Origin of the sequence: Sphingopyxis sp. (genome assembly GCF_965279755.1) — a bacterium.
Lineage (GTDB): Bacteria > Pseudomonadota > Alphaproteobacteria > Sphingomonadales > Sphingomonadaceae > Sphingopyxis.
Map to the genome: position 1 here is coordinate 3,061,530 of NZ_OZ257261.1, position 18,356 is coordinate 3,079,885.

The 18,356-nt window shown below is 64.0% G+C and carries 18 protein-coding genes; 9 read left to right on the top strand and 9 right to left on the bottom strand.

Annotated features, from left to right (window positions below; translation table 11 throughout):
• The first annotated feature begins 153 nt into the window (after positions 1-153).
• Entirely contained in the window at positions 154-1,428 is a 1,275-nt protein-coding gene (gene eno / locus ACQY80_RS15055; protein ID WP_428681239.1) for a phosphopyruvate hydratase, read from the top strand.
• A 98-nt stretch (positions 1,429-1,526) separates the two neighbouring features.
• Here eno and ACQY80_RS15060 read toward each other — a convergent pair whose 3' ends face one another.
• Together ACQY80_RS15060 and ACQY80_RS15065 are read right to left on the bottom strand one after the other, a co-directional pair.
• Entirely contained in the window at positions 1,527-1,958 is a 432-nt protein-coding gene (locus ACQY80_RS15060; RefSeq protein ID WP_428681241.1) for a hypothetical protein, read from the bottom strand.
• A gap of 75 nt (positions 1,959-2,033) precedes the next feature.
• Positions 2,034-3,965: a S9 family peptidase gene (locus tag ACQY80_RS15065; protein ID WP_428681243.1), complete on the bottom strand. Its 1,932-nt coding sequence runs from the start codon at positions 3,963-3,965 to the stop codon at positions 2,034-2,036.
• Between the two features lie 328 nt (positions 3,966-4,293).
• Between ACQY80_RS15065 and ACQY80_RS15070 the strand changes: the two genes are divergently transcribed.
• The 7 genes from ACQY80_RS15070 (at position 4,294) to ACQY80_RS15100 (ending at position 9,263) form a co-directional block, all read left to right on the top strand.
• Complete coding sequence (locus ACQY80_RS15070) at positions 4,294-4,488, top strand: hypothetical protein (RefSeq protein ID WP_428681245.1); 195 nt, start codon at positions 4,294-4,296, stop codon at positions 4,486-4,488.
• A gap of 90 nt (positions 4,489-4,578) precedes the next feature.
• On the top strand, positions 4,579-4,905 hold the full coding sequence (locus ACQY80_RS15075; RefSeq protein ID WP_428681247.1) for an FtsB family cell division protein: 327 nt from the start codon (positions 4,579-4,581) through the stop codon (positions 4,903-4,905).
• A 131-nt stretch (positions 4,906-5,036) separates the two neighbouring features.
• Positions 5,037-6,107 carry a pyruvate dehydrogenase (acetyl-transferring) E1 component subunit alpha gene (gene pdhA / locus ACQY80_RS15080; protein WP_428681249.1) on the top strand — a complete coding sequence of 357 codons (1,071 nt, stop codon included), beginning with the start codon at positions 5,037-5,039 and terminating at the stop codon, positions 6,105-6,107.
• A gap of 1 nt (position 6,108) precedes the next feature.
• On the top strand, positions 6,109-7,482 hold the full coding sequence (locus ACQY80_RS15085; protein ID WP_428681251.1) for a pyruvate dehydrogenase complex E1 component subunit beta: 1,374 nt from the start codon (positions 6,109-6,111) through the stop codon (positions 7,480-7,482).
• Between the two features lie 46 nt (positions 7,483-7,528).
• The gene (locus ACQY80_RS15090) at positions 7,529-8,110 is read left to right on the top strand and encodes a hypothetical protein (RefSeq protein WP_428685887.1); all 582 of its coding nucleotides are present in this window, start codon (positions 7,529-7,531) and stop codon (positions 8,108-8,110) included.
• An 86-nt stretch (positions 8,111-8,196) separates the two neighbouring features.
• On the top strand, positions 8,197-8,916 hold the full coding sequence (gene cysE, locus ACQY80_RS15095; RefSeq protein ID WP_428681253.1) for a serine O-acetyltransferase: 720 nt from the start codon (positions 8,197-8,199) through the stop codon (positions 8,914-8,916).
• Positions 8,916-9,263, top strand: a complete 348-nt coding sequence (locus tag ACQY80_RS15100) for a DUF2794 domain-containing protein (RefSeq protein ID WP_428681255.1) — start codon at positions 8,916-8,918, stop codon at positions 9,261-9,263. The genes cysE and ACQY80_RS15100 overlap by 1 nt, the downstream gene beginning before the upstream one ends.
• 90 nt (positions 9,264-9,353) lie before the next feature.
• On the opposite strand, the gene ACQY80_RS15105 is transcribed toward ACQY80_RS15100, so the two are convergent.
• The 7 genes from ACQY80_RS15105 to ACQY80_RS15135 form a co-directional block, all read right to left on the bottom strand.
• The gene (locus tag ACQY80_RS15105; protein ID WP_428681257.1) at positions 9,354-10,871 is read right to left on the bottom strand and encodes a SulP family inorganic anion transporter; all 1,518 of its coding nucleotides are present in this window, start codon (positions 10,869-10,871) and stop codon (positions 9,354-9,356) included.
• A 2-nt stretch (positions 10,872-10,873) separates the two neighbouring features.
• A complete protein-coding gene (locus ACQY80_RS15110; protein ID WP_428681259.1) occupies positions 10,874-11,566 on the bottom strand; it encodes a carbonic anhydrase in 693 nt (230 codons plus the stop codon).
• Between the two features lie 81 nt (positions 11,567-11,647).
• Complete coding sequence (locus ACQY80_RS15115) at positions 11,648-12,967, bottom strand: ATP-binding protein (RefSeq protein WP_428681261.1); 1,320 nt, start codon at positions 12,965-12,967, stop codon at positions 11,648-11,650.
• Entirely contained in the window at positions 12,964-13,674 is a 711-nt protein-coding gene (locus tag ACQY80_RS15120) for a response regulator (protein WP_428681263.1), read from the bottom strand. The genes ACQY80_RS15115 and ACQY80_RS15120 overlap by 4 nt, the downstream gene beginning before the upstream one ends.
• A 297-nt stretch (positions 13,675-13,971) precedes the next feature.
• Positions 13,972-15,045, bottom strand: a complete 1,074-nt coding sequence (locus ACQY80_RS15125) for a hypothetical protein (RefSeq protein ID WP_428681265.1) — start codon at positions 15,043-15,045, stop codon at positions 13,972-13,974.
• 77 nt (positions 15,046-15,122) lie between these two features.
• Positions 15,123-15,779, bottom strand: coding sequence for a DUF4328 domain-containing protein (locus ACQY80_RS15130; RefSeq protein WP_428681267.1), 657 nt, complete (start codon positions 15,777-15,779; stop codon positions 15,123-15,125).
• Between the two features lie 61 nt (positions 15,780-15,840).
• On the bottom strand, positions 15,841-16,743 hold the full coding sequence (locus tag ACQY80_RS15135; protein ID WP_428681269.1) for an SDR family oxidoreductase: 903 nt from the start codon (positions 16,741-16,743) through the stop codon (positions 15,841-15,843).
• A 204-nt stretch (positions 16,744-16,947) separates the two neighbouring features.
• On the opposite strand from ACQY80_RS15135, the gene ACQY80_RS15140 reads away from it, so the two are divergent.
• Complete coding sequence (locus ACQY80_RS15140; RefSeq protein ID WP_428681271.1) at positions 16,948-18,321, top strand: OprO/OprP family phosphate-selective porin; 1,374 nt, start codon at positions 16,948-16,950, stop codon at positions 18,319-18,321.
• The last annotated feature ends 35 nt before the right edge of the window (positions 18,322-18,356 follow it).

Genomic DNA, 18,356 nt, shown 5'->3' on the forward strand with positions numbered 1-18,356 from the left:
CCCAATATATAGCAAGGCAAGCTGAATGGTTCCATCCCCGCGCAAAATTCCCCCAAAATTCCTATGCAGCGGTTGCACTGAGGGCACCCTGCCGATAACAGGCGGGCGCCTTTCCCTACCGGTCCGTCGCGGGCCGCCAGCAGGACGAACTCCATGACCGCCATCATCGACATCCACGGCCGCGAAATCCTCGACAGCCGGGGCAACCCTACCGTCGAAGTCGATGTGCTGCTGGAGGATGGCAGCTTCGGCCGCGCCGCCGTGCCCTCGGGCGCGTCGACGGGCGCGCACGAGGCGGTCGAGCTGCGCGACGGTGACAAGAGCCGCTATCTCGGCAAGGGCGTGACCAAGGCCGTCGCCGCCGTGAACGGCGACATCGCCGATGCGCTGATCGGCCTCGATGCCGAAGATCAGCGCGAACTCGACATGACGATGATCGACCTCGACGGCACGCCGAACAAGAGCCGCCTCGGCGCCAATGCGATCCTCGGCGTCAGCCTCGCCGCCGCCAAGGCCGCAGCCGATGCGCGCGGCCTGCCGCTCTATCGCTATGTCGGCGGCGTCTCGGCGCGCACACTTCCGGTGCCGATGATGAACATCATCAACGGCGGCGAACATGCCGACAATCCGATCGACGTGCAGGAATTCATGATCATGCCCGTCGGCGCCGGCAGCATCGCCGAAGCCGTCCGCTGGGGTAGCGAAATCTTCCACACGCTGAAGAAGGGCCTTGCGGCGAAGGGCCTTGCGACGGCAGTCGGCGACGAGGGCGGCTTCGCGCCGAACCTTGCCTCGACCCGCGCCGCTCTCGATTTCATCGCGGCCTCGGTCGATCAGGCCGGCTTCAAGCTCGGCACCGACGTCGTCCTCGCGCTCGATTGCGCCGCGACCGAATTCTTCAAGAACGGCAAGTACGAGATCAGCGGCGAGGGGCTGTCGCTCAGCCCCGAACAGATGGCCGACTATCTCGCCGCGCTCGTGAACGACTACCCGATCAAGTCGATCGAGGACGGGATGAGTGAAGACGACTTCACTGGCTGGAAGGCGCTCACCGACCTGATCGGCGACAGGTGCCAGCTCGTCGGCGACGACCTGTTCGTTACCAACCCCGTGCGTCTGGAGGACGGCATCAAGACGGGCCTCGCCAACTCGCTGCTCGTCAAGGTCAACCAGATCGGCACGCTCAGCGAAACGCTCGACGCCGTCGATATGGCGCATCGCGCGCGCTACACCGCCGTCATGTCACACCGTTCGGGCGAAACCGAAGACTCGACAATCGCCGACCTCGCGGTCGCGACCAACTGCGGCCAGATCAAGACCGGCAGCCTCGCGCGTTCGGACCGGCTTGCGAAGTACAACCAGCTCATCCGTATCGAGGAAGAGCTGGGCGACATGGCGCGATACCCGGGGGCGGCAATTTTCGGGTAATGCGCCGGGCCGTATCGACAATATCGAACCGCCGGAACTGATTGACGACCTCATCTTGATCCTCCCTGCCGCGTAGCGGTGGGGAGGTGCAGCCGCTCCTATCTCCCGGACTGGATCCGGAGCCCGCTGCCGACGCTGGATCCTGGCGACGAAATCAGGTTCTTACAAACGACGCCAACCTCTTTTGGGACGGAGTTCGGCAAGGCGATCGGTCCGTTTGTCCGGCTCCCCACCTGGAGGTGATGCTTGAGGCGCCCGACTGGCAGGGCGTCAGTTGAACCAGTAATTGATGTATCCAAGGAGGAATATCTGCGCGGCGAGGCAGAAAAATCCCCATAAATCGCATATGCTTTTGCGCGCAGCGCGGCGAATGGTGCAACCGGCGCAAAAATAATAACAGCTATCACGAAAATCCGGTGAACTTCGTTATTGAATACAAGAGGGTAGGTCGCGAAAACGGTAATGAGGACCATCGCGCTGATGAGGCACAGCGCGGACGACCAGATCGCGGCAAATCTCAAACTCGACATTCGCTCACCTGTTGCACCTGCCAGACCCCATACCCGCAGTTATAGTCCAATCGGATAGCGTTCCAGCGAAGGCGCTCACTTTCCCTTCAGATATTTGTCGAACCAGCCGATCGTGCGGCGCAGCGCGTCGAGCTGGGTTTCACGCTTCTGGAAGCCGTGGCCCTCGGCCTTGTAGAAGACGGTTTCGACCGTGTTGCCCTTGGCCTTCAGGATATCCTCGACCTCCTGCGCCTGACCCCGCGGCACGCGGATGTCGTTTTCGCCCTGCAGGCTCAGCAGCGGCGCTTTCGCGGCCTTGATATAGGTGAGCGGCGACGAGGCGTCATAGACGTCGGGATTCTCGTCGGGGGTGCCGAGCAGCGAGCGCTGATAGGCTTTCAGCAGTTCGTCCTGATCGCGGTACATCGTCCGCCAGTTGATGATCCCGAACCACTGCACCGCCGCGGCGAATTCGTCGGGGGTGCGGCCGATCGCCATCAGGGTCATGAAGCCCCCGTAAGAGCCGCCGAAAATGCCGACCTTCTTGGCATCGACATAGCCCGACTGGACGAGGAAGGTCTTGGCCGCGACGGTGTCTTTCAAATCGCCGCCACCCAGATCCTTCACATTGGCTTCCTGGAACGCCTTGCCATAGCCGGTCGATCCGCGGAAATTGGGCTGGATCACGACATAGCCGCGCGTCGCGAAGGCGGTGGCATAGCGCGAGAAACCGTCCTGCGACTGGCCGGTCGGGCCGCCGTGCGGGATGACGATCGCGGGGTTGCTGCCGTCGCGCTTCAGGTTGAACGGCGTGGTGACGATCGCGCTGATCAACGTGCCGTCGAAGCTCTTGTAGGTCACGACTTGCGACTTCGGCAGCGTCGCGGGGGACAGGCTGGCCATCGCCATCGGCGCGGTCGGCGTCGCGACATCGGACGCGAGGTCATAGGTATAGAGCATCGTCGGCGAATCCGCGCCGCTGCGCGCGACGAACATCCGCTTGCCGTCGGGCGATATGGCGGCGGGGCCCATGGTCGACGCGCGGCCGGGATCAATCGCGAGGTCGGTCTTCTTCATCGTCGCCAGATCGACGCGCGACAGCGTCGAGCGACCGTCGTTGTTCGTGCGCACGATCATCGACGCGCCGTCGGGAGTCATGATGTCGCTCGATTCCTCCCAGGGCGTCGCTGGCAGCCAGCGCCATTTTTTCGTCGCGACGCTATAGGCGCCGGCGTGCGATTGGCCGGTGCCTTCGTCGGTGGTCGCGGCGATCGTGCCGCCGTCGGGCGAAGCACCGGTCGCGGCATAGATCGTCTTCGGCTTGGCGAGCAGCTTGGTCGCGCCGCCGGTCGCGGCGTCGATCCGCCAGACTTCGCCGACGGTGCCATCGACGCTCGACCGGTTGGCGATGATCGCCTTGCCGCCGTCGACCCAAGCAACGGCGCCCCAGCTATATTGCGGATCCTTCTCGGCGGTCAGGCCGCGGATCTTGCCGCCGGCATCCATGACCGCGAGATTGCTCTGGCCTTCCGATTTGAGTTTGGTCGACAGCGCGACGAGGTCGCCGGTCGGCGCGACAAGCAATCCGGTTTCACTACGTTCGGGCGTGTTCGTCAGATTGTCGACTGCGCCGCCGTCGACCGGCACGCGGTAGAGATCATAATATTCGTTCCCTCCCGCATCCTGCGTGAAATAGAGCCACTTGCCGTCGCGCGACACCGCGAGGCCAGACTGGGCATCGTCGGACTGAGTCAGCTGCACCGGCCAGCTGCCATCGGCGTTCATCTTCCAGATGTTGACGCGGCCGGTCAGGTCGGTCGCGATGAAGATCTGTTTGCCGTCGGCGCTCCATACCGCGTCGTACAGCGCGCGAGTTACGCCGATGTCGTCGAGCGGGACCGGACGGGCGGCGGGATTTGCCGGTGAGCTCACCGTCTTCGGGTCGGTGACGGGGCGGTCGGGCGAAGCGACTTGCGCCGCAAGCGGCGAGGCGGAGGCGAGGAGGGCGGCGGTCAGAATCAGGCGCATGTCATTCCCCTTTTTGTGATGGATTCAACCTGCCAGACGACGAGCTGTATTACAATGGCAACACGGGGCAGTCTTTTTGCAGGGGCAAGTGGTTGGCATAATGGCATATTCTGAAAGTGCGGCCCCGCCGGTGGCAGAAAATCGTCAAATAATTAGGGGAGAGAGCCGGCGCCTGCTATACCTCTTTTGACGACTGCAGTTTCACCACTTGATCGGCTTTTTGTGGTTCGGCTCCTCCCGCAGTCCGTGTCGTTGCATGACTGGCCGATCTGATACTTTGCCGAGAGCTTTGGGTCGCACCTGCTCCCGCCGAAGAGGGAGCCTCCCCATGCCCGCCTTTCATATCCTGCTTGAAGACGATGAATCGGGCTCTACGCGCATCGATTTCGATGCCGACAGCCGCGACTTTGCGCTGGTGATCGCCCAAGGCCATTCCGGCGGTCGCAATATGGAACTTTGGGAGGGGGCGTCGCTCGTCGGAACGCTCCACAAGGCCGCGCCGCAGCTCTGGCGACTCAGCTGACCGTATTTCGTTTTGCTGCGCAGCAATTTCGGTGGAAAAAGCCGCTTCTCTGCCTTGACGCCATGAATCAACTCTGATTCAAGGGCTGAAATGACGCAGCGCCACAAATTACGGAAATCGATGAACCGGGCGGTCGGCCCCGCGGTGGCGCTGATCGCGGTGCTTGCGATGATCGGCTATGCGATCCTCGGTCCGACCGGCCTCTACGCCTGGGGCGATTACAGCCAGTCGGTCGACAAGAAGCGCGTCGTGCTGACCGAGCTCGCCAAGAAGCAGAGCGAGTTGCAGAACCGCGTCAATCTGCTCGACCGTCGCCGGGTCGATCCCGACCTTGCCGATGAATATGTGCGCGAGAAGCTCGGGGTCATGCACCCTGACGAAATCGCGATTCCGGTCGAACCCGAAGCAAGGCCCTGACACCCCGGTCGGGGAGGGAATTGCATTTTTTGCATACGTAGAATGGGATGGCTCTCGCGCGTTGCCAAACAGGGCTTCGCGCTCCTATAGGGGTGGCCTGCCGTAACGGCTAACCGTAAAGGAAACCCGCCTTGGCCAAAGCCCCAGCGCGCAAGACTGCTGCGCCCAAAACTGCCGCTTCCACCCCCGCTCCCGCGACCAACCGCGAGTCTCCGCGCGATCCCGTCCCCTATGACGCGACGCCCGAGGAGCTCGAGAAATTCTATCGCGAGATGTTGCTCATCCGCCGCTTCGAGGAAAAGGCGGGCCAGCTTTACGGCCTCGGCCTGATTGGCGGCTTCTGCCACCTTTATATCGGTCAGGAGGCCGTTGCGGTCGGCCTGCAGTCGGCGCTCGACGGCGACAAGGACAGCGTCATCACCGGTTACCGCGACCATGGCCACATGCTCGCCTATGGGATCGATCCTAAGGTCATCATGGCCGAGCTGACCGGCCGTGCCGCCGGTATTTCGCGCGGCAAGGGCGGTTCGATGCACATGTTCAGCGTCGAGAAGAAGTTCTACGGCGGTCACGGCATCGTCGGCGCGCAGGTGTCGCTCGGCACCGGGCTCGCGTTCGGGCATAAATATCGCGGCGACGGCGGCATCGCGATGGCCTATTTCGGCGATGGCGCCTCGAACCAGGGCCAGGTCTACGAGAGCTTCAACATGGCCGAGCTGTGGAAGCTGCCGATCATCTTCGTGATCGAGAACAATCAATATGCGATGGGCACGTCGGTCAACCGCTCGTCGGCCGAAGACCAGCTCTATCGCCGCGGTGAAAGTTTCCGCATTCCCGGCATGCAGGTCGACGGCATGGACGTGCTCGAAGTTCGCGGCGCGGCCGAGGCGGCGATCGAATGGGTGCGCGCGGGCAAGGGGCCGGTGCTGATGGAGCTCAAGACCTATCGCTATCGCGGCCATTCGATGTCCGATCCCGCCAAATATCGCAGCCGCGAGGAAGTGCAGGCGGTGCGCGACAAGAGCGACGCGATCGAACATCTTAAAAAGCTGATGACCGAAGCCGGAATCACCGAGGACAAGTTCAAGGAAATCGACAAGGAGATCCGCCAGATCGTGAGCGACGCGGCCGACTTTGCCGAAAGCGCCCCCGAACCCGAACTTCACGAACTTTATACCGACGTGCTGGTGGAGCAATATTGAGATGGCCATCGAACTGAAGATGCCGGCGCTGTCGCCGACGATGGAAGAGGGCACGCTCGCCAAGTGGCTCGTCAAGGAAGGCGACACGGTGAAGTCGGGCGACATTCTCGCCGAGATCGAGACCGACAAGGCGACGATGGAATTCGAAGCCATCGACGAGGGCACGATCGGCCAGATCCTGGTTGCCGAGGGCACCGATAACGTGAAGGTCGGCACCGTGATCGCAACGATTGCGGGCGAGGTTGAAGACGCCGCTGCGCCAGCGCCCGCGCCAGCCGCTGCTCCGGCTCCGGTCGAAGCGCCGGCGCCTGCTCCGGCCGTTGCGCCTGTTCCCGCCGTTCCCGCGCCGGTGGCGCGCGCCGCCGATCCGTCGATTCCCGAAGGGACCGCGACGGTCCGCCTGACGGTTCGCGAAGCGCTGCGCGATGCGATGGCCGAGGAAATGCGTGCCGACGACCGCATCTTCGTGATGGGCGAGGAAGTCGCCGAATATCAGGGCGCGTACAAGGTGACGCAGGGCCTGCTCGAGGAATTCAGCGCGCGCCGCGTCATCGACACGCCGATCACCGAATATGGCTTTGCCGGCCTCGGTACCGGCGCGGCGATGGGCGGCCTCAAGCCGATCATCGAGTTCATGACCTTCAACTTCGCGATGCAGGCGATCGACCACATCATCAACTCGGCCGCGAAGACCAATTATATGTCGGGCGGGCAGATGCGCTGCCCGATCGTGTTCCGCGGTCCGAATGGCGCCGCGAGCCGCGTCGCCGCGCAGCACAGCCAGAACTACGCGCCCTGGTATGCCAGCGTCCCCGGCCTGATCGTGATCTCGCCCTATGATGCTGCCGACGCCAAGGGCCTGCTCAAGGCCGCGATCCGCAGCGAAGACCCTGTCGTCTTCCTCGAGAACGAGCTGCTCTATGGCCGCAGCTTCGACATCCCCGATGTCGAGGATTATGTCCTGCCGATCGGCAAGGCGCGGATCATGCGCGCGGGCACGGACGTCACCATCGTCAGCTATTCGATCGGCGTCGGGCTTGCGCTCGAAGCTGCCGATGCGCTTGCTGCCGAGGGGATCGAGGCCGAGGTCATCGACCTTCGCACGCTGCGTCCGCTCGACACCGCGACGGTGCTCGCCAGCCTCAAGAAGACCAACCGCCTCGTCGTCGTCGAGGAAGGCTGGCCGGTCTGCTCGATCGCCAGCGAGCTTGCGATGGTCGCGATGGAGCAGGGTTTCGACGATCTCGATGCTCCGGTGGTCCGCGTCTGCAACGAGGATGTGCCGCTGCCCTATGCGCACAACCTCGAAAAGGCGGCGCTGGTCGACACGCCGCGCGTCATTGCGGCGGTGAAGGCGGTCACCAATCGCGCCTGACGCGCCGGAAGCGGCCCCTTATCCGGACATCCGCGATCCGCGCGTGATGGTGGCGGTGCCTCGTGAGAGGCGCCCCGCCATCGCCGCGCTATGGGCGCTTGCCGAACGGCTGACGAAATTGCTGCAGGATGCGCGCGAACCGCTGATCGGTCAGATCAAGCTCGCGTGGTGGCGTGACATGATGGCTATGCTCGCAAACGATCCCGCGGCGTTGCCGAAGGGTGAGCCGTTGCTTGCAGAGCTTCAGGCGACATGGGCGGGACAGGGAGGGCTCGAGGGGCTCGTCGATGCGGCCGAGGCGATGCTGTTGGCCGAGGATGGTTCGTCGCGTCAAGCGGCGGCGATGGCATTTGGGCGCGCATTATTCGGCCGCTCGGGTGGACGCGAATACAATGGAGAACGATGGGGCCTAATATGGGGAGCCGGGCTGCAGGAAGAGTTGCTCGACGGGATAGATCTCTGCATTGAAGCTATGAGCCGGCCCGTGCCTTCTACAGCATCCTTTGACGGCGATCGAGCATTGCTGATGCTGGATCGCTGGGCGGGGTTGATCGCTGAAAGACAGGGATTCCGGAGCTTGCGCCGCGAGGGGCTGCTTCTGCTCCGTATCGGCCTGTTCGGCCGTTGACGCAATAAATGCGGTCGGGGCTGGAAAAGCCATCGCCGAACATCTATCTTGCGCGGTACAGAAATAGGGTCGCAGGGGACATTTGAATGTTCAACGGGCTGATAGCCTATCTGGATTCGATCAAGGCGCGAGATCCTGCGCCGCGGTCGCGCTGGGAAATTCTCCTTTATCCGGGGTTGCTTGCGGTCGGAATGCACCGCGTCGCGCATTGGCTGTTCGAGGCGGAGCTGTTTTTCCTTGCGCGCTTCGTCAATCATTTCTCGCGCTTTCTGACGGGCATCGACATCCATCCGGGTGCGAAAATCGGTCGTCACCTGTTCATCGACCATGGCTTTGGCGTGGTGATCGGCGAAACGGCCGAGATCGGCGACAATGTTTCGATCTATCAGGACGTGACGCTCGGCGGCACCGATCCCGCGAACGGCATCGGCGGTAAGCGGCACCCGACGCTGTGCGACGATGTGATCGTCGGATCGGGCGCGCAGATTCTGGGCCCCGTCACCATCAATCCGCGCGCCCGCGTGGGCGCGAATGCAGTGGTGACGAAGGACGTGCCCGAGGGTGCGGTGATGGTCGGTATCCCGGCGCGCTCGACCTTGCTCGATGCGACCGAATATGCGCGCGAGTTCGTACCTTACGGCACCCCCTGCAGCGAGACTTTCGATCCCGCGACGCAGAAGATCGAATTGCTGCAATGCCAGCTCGAACAGATGCAGAAGCAGCTTTCGATGCTGATTGCCGAGCGCGACGCGCTCAAGGAAGATGTTGACGCGCCGCAGCGCAAGGGGAGCCGGAAAAGCGCCTGATGGGAACTGTCACGCCTCTGCCGTTCAACAATCGGACGGCACCGCTGCAGACCGGCTTCGAGCGCCCCGAACTGATGCGCATTCTGGACCTCTACGGCCGAATGGTCGCCGCGGGTCACTGGCGCGACTATGCGATGGATTTCCATCGTGACGCCGCAATCTTCTCGGCCTTTCGCCGGGCCGCCGAGCGGCCCGAATATCGTATCGAGAAACGTCCCGCGTTGCGGAGCCGGCAGGGCATGTGGGCCCTTGTCTCCGAAGCCGGGGCGATTTTGAAGCGCGGCGACGAGCTGGCGAATGTGCTGGCCCCCGTCGAACGCAAACTGATGAAGCTGGTCGGGGACTAACGACCGGCTTCATCAGAGTAGTGAAGTGTGGATCAGGCTTTTCTCTGTTGCCTGACCCACACCTCCGGTTACTCCCATAGGGAGATCCCGCTATCCGGCGGTGGCGAGCCGCCGCAGTTTCTTGTCGTCGCCCAGCAGCACCGTCGGGCTGCCGTGCGCCTTGCGCCGTGCGACCCAGTCACGCAGCAGTTCGGCGCAGCTGTGATCGAGCCCGGCGAGCTGGCCGCAGTCGATCGTCACCGGCTTGTCGCGCGGAATGGCGCCCAGCGTATCTTCCAGCTTGGGAAGCTGGACGAAGGTGGCCGCACCGGTCAGGCGAACGCGCGTCCCCTCGTCATTGTCGGATTGATCCACCTTGAGCCGCAGGCGGCGGACATGGGGGATAAGCTCGACGAGCGAGAAGAGGATGCCGACGATCACGCCGGTGAGCAGGTCGACCGCAACCACCAGGACGAGCGTTGTCGCCCAGATCGCTACCGGCAGCATGCCATGATGCTTCAGCAGCTCGCGGGCATGGTCCAGCTTGACCAGACGCCAGCCGGTCACGACAAGCACCGCACCGAGCGTGGCCATCGGCATCGCGCGCATTACCGAGGGCAGCAGCGCGACGAAGGCGAGAATCCACACACCGTGCAGGATCGTCGAGAGCCGCGAAACGGCGCCCGCCTGCACGTTCGCCGAGCTGCGGACGATGACGCCGGTCATCGGCAATGCGCCGGCACCGCCGCACAACATGTTGCCGACGCCCTGCGCGCGCAGTTCCTTGTTGAAATCGCTGCGCGGGCCATCGTGCATCTTGTCGACCGCCGCCGCCGAGAGCAGGGTCTCCGCGCTGGCGATGAATGCGACCGCGAGAGCTGCGGCAATGATTTCGGGCGACAGCCAGCCGGCGAAGTTCGCCGGAGGCGTGATCGCGGCGAGGATCGAATCCGGCACCTCGACGCGTGCGACGTTCAGGTTCAGCACAAGCGAGACCACCGTGCCGGCCACGACGCCGAGCAGCGCGCCGGGGACCAGACGCAGCGATTCCGGACGCCATTTTTCCCACGCGAGCATGACGCCGATCGTGATGGCGGCGATCAGCAGCGCGAGTTCTGCGCCGCCGGGCGCCGAGGTATTCAGCCCGAGCAGGCGGCCGGGCATGGCGGCGATATTCTCGAGCCCGCTCGCCAGCGGTTTGGCGTCGAACAGGACGTGGAACTGGCCGATGACGATCAGCACGCCGATGCCCGCGAGCATCCCGTGGACGACGGCGGGCGAAATCGCGCGGAACCAGCCGCCGAGTTTCATCACGCCCGCGATCAGCTGGACCGCACCCGCGATGAGCAGGATCGGACCGAGCGCTTCGATACCTTGGGTACGGATCAGCTCGAAGACGATCACCGCCAGGCCGGCGGCGGGGCCGCTGACCTGAAGCGGTGACCCGGCGATCGCACCGACGACGATCCCGCCGATTATGCCCGTGATCAGGCCTTTTTCCGGCGGGAGTCCCGATGCGACGGCGATGCCCATGCACAGCGGCATCGCGACGAGAAACACGACGATCGACGCCGCGAAATCGCGCGATAAGCCGCTGGCCGGGCTGGCGGGGAGAGCCTGGCTCGCCATGATCAGGCGGCCTTCGCCGGGCCTGCGTGCATCGCGAGCCGCTGGGCGGCAGCGAGCGCGACGGGCAGGGGTTCATTGTCACGGATGGGAATGAAACGTCCGGTCTCGCCATCGAGGCCCATCACGGCACCCTGATGGATGTCGATGAACCAGCCGTGCAGCGAAATCTCGCCGCGCGCGATGCCGGCGGCGACCGACGGATGCGTGCGCAGATGAGCGATCTGCACAACGATATTCTCGAGGCTGGCGGCGCGCACGAGACGGGCGTCGTCGAGGTCCGAGTACCCCGAACGCACGACATGTTCGGCGGCATGGCTGTGGCGGAGCCATGCCGCAACATTGGGCATGCCTTCGGTCATATGCGGGTTCATCAGCGCTTTCATCGCGCCGCAGTCCGAATGGCCGCAGACGATAATGTCGCGCACGCCGAGCGCCGCGACGGCATATTCGACGGTCGACGAAACGCCGCCATTCTGCGTCGCGAAGGGCGGGACGATGTTGCCGGCGTTACGGCAAACGAACAGGTCGCCGGGCTCCGCCTGCATGATCTGTTCGGGGACGATACGGCTATCGGCGCAGGAGATCATCAGGGCCTTGGGGCTTTGCCCGTCGGCGACCAGCTTGGCGAACAGATCGTTGCGGCTGGGGAAAACGCGCTTTTCGAAATCGAACACGCGTCCGATCAGGTCGTTCATGAAACCACTCCTTTTGATTGGTTTCACGCACATGGCGAACGAACTTTGCTGCGGTGCAGCGCAAATGTAACGAAATGTTTCTCAGGCGGCGGGAAGGCGCAGGCGCGCGGTCAAACCGCCAAGATGGCTCTGGCCAAGCTCCAGCGCGCCGCCATGAATCTGTGCAATCCGGTCGACAATCGACAGGCCGAGGCCGAATCCGCCCGTATCGCGCGCGCGCGCCGTGTCGAGCCGCGCAAAAGGCTGGACCGCCTCTTCACGCAGATGCGCCGGAATGCCCGGACCGTCGTCGGCAATCTCGATTTCGACCCAGCGGTCGGTCTGGCGCAGCCGTACTTCGATCTGCGAGCCGAAGCGCAGTGCATTGCCCAGCAGATTGCGGACGGCGCGCTTGATCGCGATGCCGTGCACCGTCAGCGTCAGATGGTCGGGGCCGATATAGCGGACCGGAAAACCCTGATCGCTCGCCTCGTCGGCGGCGGTCGCGCAGAGGACTGCAATATCTGTGAGGGCGAGGGGCTCGGTCGGGTTGTCGATGTCGCCCGACAGATAGGCGAGCAGCGAGTCGATCATCCGCTCCATCTCGCCGATGTCCTGTTCCAGATCGCGGCTGGCGAGCGGGTCTTCGATGCTCTCGGCCCGAAGCCGCAGCCGTGCGAGCGGGGTCCGGAAATCATGCCCCACCGCTGCCAGCGCCTGTGTGCGGTCGGTGATCATTGCCGCGATGCGATGCTGCATGTCGTTGAAGGCGCCGATGACCTTCTGCACCTCGGCGGGGCCGCGTACCGGAACATCGACGAAATCGCGCTTGCCGATCGTTTCGGTCGCGCGCGTCAGGTCGCGCAACGGGCGGAGCGTGTGGCGGATGAGCAGGCTGGCGAGCAACACGAGCGCAATCGCGGGAATCAGCGTCTGCAGGCTGCGGCCGACAGTCAGGTCGAGCTGACGGATATGATCGCGTGCGCTGAAGCTGACCCAACTGCCGTCATTCAACCGGATGGCGCCCGATATGGTGCTGTGAAGGCCGGGTGACTGCAGATAGAGTCGCAGGTCACGCTCCCTGATCTCGGGCTCCCAGTCGAGGATTTGCCGCGTGATATGGTTGAGCTTGGGCGAGACCGGCGGTGGATTGGCGAGGCGTTCCTGCCATACGAGGTGATAGCGCGTCGTCGTCAGTTCGGACGCCACCGTGTCGCGCTGCGACCGCGGTGCTTCCTCGATGAGTTTGCCCGACAGGACGAGATGTTCGGCAAGGCGCCGCGCCTTGTCGCCGTTGATCGAAAACTGGCTCGCGCGTTCGTAAAGGAACATGCTCGCGGCGCTTTCGAGCAGTACCGCAGCGAACAGGATCGCGACGATCTGTCCGAACAGGCCGAACCCGCGCCTTTCGAACAGGCTCAAAGCCGCTCCACCGGGACGTTAAGCATATAGCCGATGCCGCGCACCGTCACGATCGGCGCGGGCTTGTCCGACATCGACAATTTGCGCCGCAGACGGCTGATCAGCACGTCGATGCTGCGGTCCGAACTGTCGCCGAGGCGGGTGCGCGACAGCTCGATCAGCCGTTCGCGCGCGATGACGCGCTGGGCGTTGTCGCACAGGCTGACGAGCAGGTCGAATTCGGCTCCGGTCAGCTCGATCGAGGCACCATCGGGCGAGGTCAGTTGGCGGCGCGGCAGGTCGGCGGTCCAGCCGTCGAAGCGGATCAGCCCGCGCTCGCGGTCTGCCGGTGTGCGCTCGACGGCGTGGCGCCGCAGCACGGCGCGGACGCGCGCAACGAGCTCGCGGACACCGAACGGCTTGGCGAGATAATCGTCGGCGCCGAGTTCCAGCCCGATGATCCGGTCGGTCTCGGTCCCCTTGGCCGACATGAAGATGATCGGGACATTGCTGGTGCGGCGGACTTCGCGGCAGATGTCGATGCCCGAGGTTCCCGGCAACATGATGTCGAGCAGCAGCAGGTCGGCGGGCGCCGCGCGCAGCGCATCCCACATCTGCGGCGCGGTGCCGGCGGTACGGACGATATAGCCATGTTCCTGCAGCGCGCGGGCCGTCAGGGTGCGGATCGGAGGATCGTCCTCCACCATGAGAATATTCGGCGGTGTCATCGCTTCACCTGGGAGAGGTTGCGCTATTCTTTGGCCCGGACCCGCCCGTCCATGCCAAATCGGGTAGCGAAGGGAATGCCTTGCCACGCGGCGTAAGGCGAGAGTGGCTCACGGGATGCTCGGTCCCGCAAATCCGCGCTCCTCATATCGTGCCCGTCCGGCGAGGCAAGGGGGCGAATCATTTTTTTCCGGGATAGGCGTCTGGCAATCCGCGCACAAAAAAGGGCCCCGACCGTCCGGCCGGGGCCCCTGAAGCGCAGGTTTCCGAAGCCGGAAACCGTTCAGATCGACGCGGTCTCAGCCGTGTGCGACAGCCTTGGTCGTGCGGATCGTCGCGGGCAGCTGGTTCGCCAGATTGTCGGGAAGGAAGCCGACAACCGCAGCGCGGGCATTCTGCCAGAAGGCCGAGAGCAGCAGCAGCGCCGAGCCGATCACGAACGCCGTGAGCGCGACGTTGAGCTCGACCGCGCCGAAGGTGCGGAACAGCTGGGTCATCGCGAACAGGACATAGGCGAGCGCCGAGACGAGCAGCGCGCGGCGGTCGATTGCCAGCGCGATCAGGCCGAAAGCGACATAGATCGCGACGACGAGCATCGCAGCACCGCTGCCGATGTTGTCACCGCGCGTCACGCCGATCAGGTGGAAGATCGGATGGACGATCATCGGCGCGGCGAGCAGATGGAGCCAGAAGGCGACGTCGCTGCGACGGGTCTGGCGTGCACGGTCGCTCTTGTCCCACCACATCGCCAGCGCAAAGACGCCGAGGCCGGCGATCAGCACGAGGATCATCGGCAGCGTCCCGTCGGGGCTGGGGACGCCGGTGACGGCGAGGACCAGCGCGACGGCGGTCGCAGCGAGCGCAGCGGTGCCCGCGGCGACGGTGATCGGCACCATGAAGCGCTTCCAGTGAAACCAGGTCGCGCCGGCGGTGATCAGCGCCATCGCGCCGATCAGCGCGGCGCCGGTGGTTTCGCCGATGTCATTGCCGAAAATATTCTCGCCGTGCCGGACGAGGAAACCGACCATCGTCGCGAAAACGCCGCCCGAAAAGGCGAGGACCAGCACGATGCTGGGAAGCGCCATGCGGCGGCGGCGGGTGAAATATTCGGCGAGGCCCCACGCCGAGGCGGCGACGAAGGCGCCGGCGAGCGCGGTGTGGATCGACTGGCCGATCCACGCGACCGCGACGAGCAGGATCACCGCCGCGATGCTGACGAAAATATCGTTGAAACCGGTGATGAGACGGAAGGATTCCTCATCCGCTCCGGGGGCTTCGCGGACCGATGCGATATGCGAGCGGAAAGCCGCAGCGGCCTCCGGCGTCATGACTTTCGCATCGACCGCAGCTTGCAGGTCGCTTTCACTATACATCGGGGTCGTCCTTCTGTCCGATCCCCTTGCCCCGCGATGGATATGGCACAACTGTGTTAGTGATGCAATACGATAAATCAGGCGAAGATGTTCGCCGCAGTCAACCGTTCGCGTTGCGCCGCCGTGATCTGGTCGACCAGCTTGTACGCAGCCAGATAGAGCGCAAGACTGACGATCGAGGAGAAGATGCCGACCTGAAGTCCCAGAAGCGCCTCTTCGGGCGACGTCGTGTTGAAGGTCAGGCGGAACGAGATATTCGCCGCAATGTTCGACACGAGCCAGGTTCCCCACCAAAGCGCCAGCAGGCCGTTGCTATGATCGAGCTTCTCGTTGCGTTCGCCGTGACTGGCGTTCCAGATCTGGCGTATCGCCGCGAACGGTTTGACGAGATTGGCAAAAGGGATGAAAAACCAGCCCACGGCCCAGCCGGGCGTATAGGCGAAGCCATGAACCTCGGCCGCGACGATGTTTGCGGCGGCGCGATAGATCCACATGCTGAAGACGATGATTGTGGTGATGCCGACGAGGAAATCGAGGAAGATCACCCCGAGATAGAGAATCGCGCCGCTCGAAAGCTCAGCGGTTTCCGCGGGGGAGAGGAGGCCGCTGAGCTCGGCAATTTCGCCGATCAGAACCGCAGCGACGAGAACGAAGCCGCCCGCCAGCAGGAATTTCAGGAGCCGGGCTCGCCGCTCCAGCAGGTCGATACCTTCGCCCAGACCCATGATAGCCATGATATTCCCCCTTGCGGGGGCGCCGCGTTCCGGCGCCCCCTCGGAAAGGAATCTATCAGGTTCAACCCAGCGCCTGAAGCGCCTTCATGACGATCAGCGACTGTTCGCTGCCCGATTGCGGGACGATCTCGCCATTGCGGTCGATGATCTTTTCCCACGCCGCAGCGACGCCCTCGGGCGTGCGCTCGCCTTCGGGAAGCGCAACGCCAGGGGTCGCGGTGACATAGGCCGCGTGGAACGCGCCAGCGCCTGCGCCGATGATCATGTTCGTCGGGGCGTCTTCGCTGACCAGATAGAGCGCGGCCGGAACGACATTTTCGGGCGTGAACTTTTCGAACAGTTCGGGCGGGAAGATGTCTTCGGTCATGCGCGTGCCCGCGACCGGTGCGATCGTGTTGCAGCGGATATTATACTTCGCGCCTTCGAGGTGGAGCGTCTTGGTCAGGCCGGCGAGGCCCAGCTTCGCCGCGCCATAATTAGCCTGGCCGAAGTTGCCATAGAGGCCGGTCGAGGACGCGGTCATCAGAAGGCGGCCGTACGCCTGTTCGCGCATGATATCCCACACGGCCTTGGTGACGTTCGCGCTGCCGCTGACATGCACTTTCAGCACGAGGTCGAAATCGGCGGGCTCCATCTTGGCGAAGCTTTTGTCGCGCAGGATGCCGGCATTGTTGATCACGATGTGAACGCCGCCCCATTCTTCCTTGGCCTTGGCGACCATTTCGACCATCTGGTCATATTCGGTGACGCTGCCGCCATTGGACATGGCCGTACCGCCCGCCGCGCGAATTTCTTCGACGACTTGCAGCGCCGCGTCCGAATGGCCGGTGCCGTCGCGCGAGCCGCCGAGGTCGTTGACGACGACCTTCGCGCCGCGCCGTGCCAGTTCGAGCGCATAGGCGCGGCCAAGGCCGCCACCGGCGCCGGTCACGATGGCAACACGGCCGTCAAATTTGATCGTCATGATGGTCTCCCGAAACAGGGTGAAGGGTTGTTGATGAAAACGCGAACGTCCTTAGCCGTTCATCGCAGTCAGACAAGAGGGATGACGCGAGCAGAAAAATGGCCCTTGTCGCGAATTTGTCATTGTGATGACGCATTTCTGAAATATTCCAGCAATACTAGCCGCGCTGAGCCGTCGTCACCCTTTCGCAATGGAGCTTCGATCTTGCGTCACACTCTGGCCGCCGCCCTTCTGGCGACGTCGATGTTCTGCATGCCGACGCCCGCGATGGCGCAGGCGATGAGCCCCGAAGAAGCGGCCTCCCTCCGTGCGGAACTCGCGGCGTTGAAGGCGCAGGTCCAGACGCTCGAAGCGCGGCTCGATGCCGCGACCGGGCAGCCGGCACCGCCGCCTGCATCGGCGCCTGCGCCGGTCCCCGCTCCGACGCCGCCCTCGGTGACCGCCAAGCCCGCCACCGAAATCGCGTGGAAGGGAGCGCCCGAGATCAAGACCGCCGACGGCTGGAGCTTCAAGCCGCGCGGGCGGATGCAGATCGACGTCACCAGCATCGACGCGCCGGCAGGGGTCACGGGCACGCATGGCGGTGTCGGCACCGAGATGCGGCGTCTGTTCCTGGGCGTCGACGGAAAGATTCCGGGGGGCTTCGGCTATCGCGTCGAGGCCGATCTCGCGAACAGCGCGGTAGAGCTTACTGACGTTTATCTGACTTATGGCACCGGTCCCGTGACGATCACGGCCGGACAGCACAAGCCCTTCTGGTCGCTTGACGAGCAGACCAGCGATCTGTTCACGACGATGATGGAGCGCGCGGCCTTTACGCAGGCGTTCGGGTTCGAGCGCCGCGTCGGCCTGTCGGGACAATATCGCGGCAAGACATTGCTGGTGCAGGGCGGGGTGTTCGGCGACAACGCCAACGATCTGCTCGCCGATTCGGACAATGCCATCAGCGTTGACGGCCGGGTGGTCTGGATGCCGAAGTTCGGCGATGCGCAACTGCATCTCGGCGGATCGGGGCACTTGCGCAATATCAATGACGGTCCCGCGGTGCGCTACGCGCCGCGGCCCTTCATCCACACGACTAACAGCCGCATCGTCGATACAGGCACCTTCACCGCGTCGAGCGAGCGCGGGCTGGGGCTGGAGGCTGCGGCGATGGTCGGACCGTTCCACGTCTCCGGCGAAGGCTTCTGGCAGACGGCGCGGCGCCCGGGTTTTGCCGATCCGACCTTCTTCGGCGGTTATGCGGAAATCGGCTATGTCCTGACGGGCGGCGATGCGCGGACCTATCGCGATGGCAATTTCGACCGGCTCGCGCCTTCACGGCCGGTCAATGCCGGTGGTCCCGGCGCGATCGAGCTCAACGCGCGCTATGACTATCTGGATCTCAACGATGCCGGGATCGTCGGCGGTCGGCAGCGGGCGATCGACGTGTCGGTCGTCTGGGCACCGATCGCCTATGTCCGCTTTATCGCGAATTACGGCCATCTGATGTTCGACGATGCGGCGATCGGGACGGTGACCGGCGACCGCAATTATTCGGCCGATGCGTTCGGTTTCCGGACACAGATCGACTTCTGATCGGGGGCGATCTTTCCGCTCGCGACGGCGGCGCG

Coding starts and splice junctions, on each gene's coding strand:
- ACQY80_RS15125 (WP_428681265.1), bottom strand. CDS start 15,045: ATGTATAGTGAAAGCGACCTGCAAGCTGCGGTCGATGCGAAAGTCATG.
- ACQY80_RS15060 (WP_428681241.1), bottom strand. CDS start 1,958: ATGTCGAGTTTGAGATTTGCCGCGATCTGGTCGTCCGCGCTGTGCCTC.
- ACQY80_RS15105 (WP_428681257.1), bottom strand. CDS start 10,871: ATGGCGAGCCAGGCTCTCCCCGCCAGCCCGGCCAGCGGCTTATCGCGC.
- ACQY80_RS15100 (WP_428681255.1), top strand. CDS start 8,916: ATGGGAACTGTCACGCCTCTGCCGTTCAACAATCGGACGGCACCGCTG.
- ACQY80_RS15135 (WP_428681269.1), bottom strand. CDS start 16,743: ATGACGATCAAATTTGACGGCCGTGTTGCCATCGTGACCGGCGCCGGT.
- ACQY80_RS15090 (WP_428685887.1), top strand. CDS start 7,529: ATGGTGGCGGTGCCTCGTGAGAGGCGCCCCGCCATCGCCGCGCTATGG.
- cysE (WP_428681253.1), top strand. CDS start 8,197: ATGTTCAACGGGCTGATAGCCTATCTGGATTCGATCAAGGCGCGAGAT.
- ACQY80_RS15085 (WP_428681251.1), top strand. CDS start 6,109: ATGGCCATCGAACTGAAGATGCCGGCGCTGTCGCCGACGATGGAAGAG.
- ACQY80_RS15120 (WP_428681263.1), bottom strand. CDS start 13,674: ATGACACCGCCGAATATTCTCATGGTGGAGGACGATCCTCCGATCCGC.
- ACQY80_RS15070 (WP_428681245.1), top strand. CDS start 4,294: ATGCCCGCCTTTCATATCCTGCTTGAAGACGATGAATCGGGCTCTACG.
- ACQY80_RS15130 (WP_428681267.1), bottom strand. CDS start 15,779: ATGGCTATCATGGGTCTGGGCGAAGGTATCGACCTGCTGGAGCGGCGA.
- ACQY80_RS15075 (WP_428681247.1), top strand. CDS start 4,579: ATGACGCAGCGCCACAAATTACGGAAATCGATGAACCGGGCGGTCGGC.
- ACQY80_RS15110 (WP_428681259.1), bottom strand. CDS start 11,566: ATGAACGACCTGATCGGACGCGTGTTCGATTTCGAAAAGCGCGTTTTC.
- ACQY80_RS15065 (WP_428681243.1), bottom strand. CDS start 3,965: ATGCGCCTGATTCTGACCGCCGCCCTCCTCGCCTCCGCCTCGCCGCTT.
- eno (WP_428681239.1), top strand. CDS start 154: ATGACCGCCATCATCGACATCCACGGCCGCGAAATCCTCGACAGCCGG.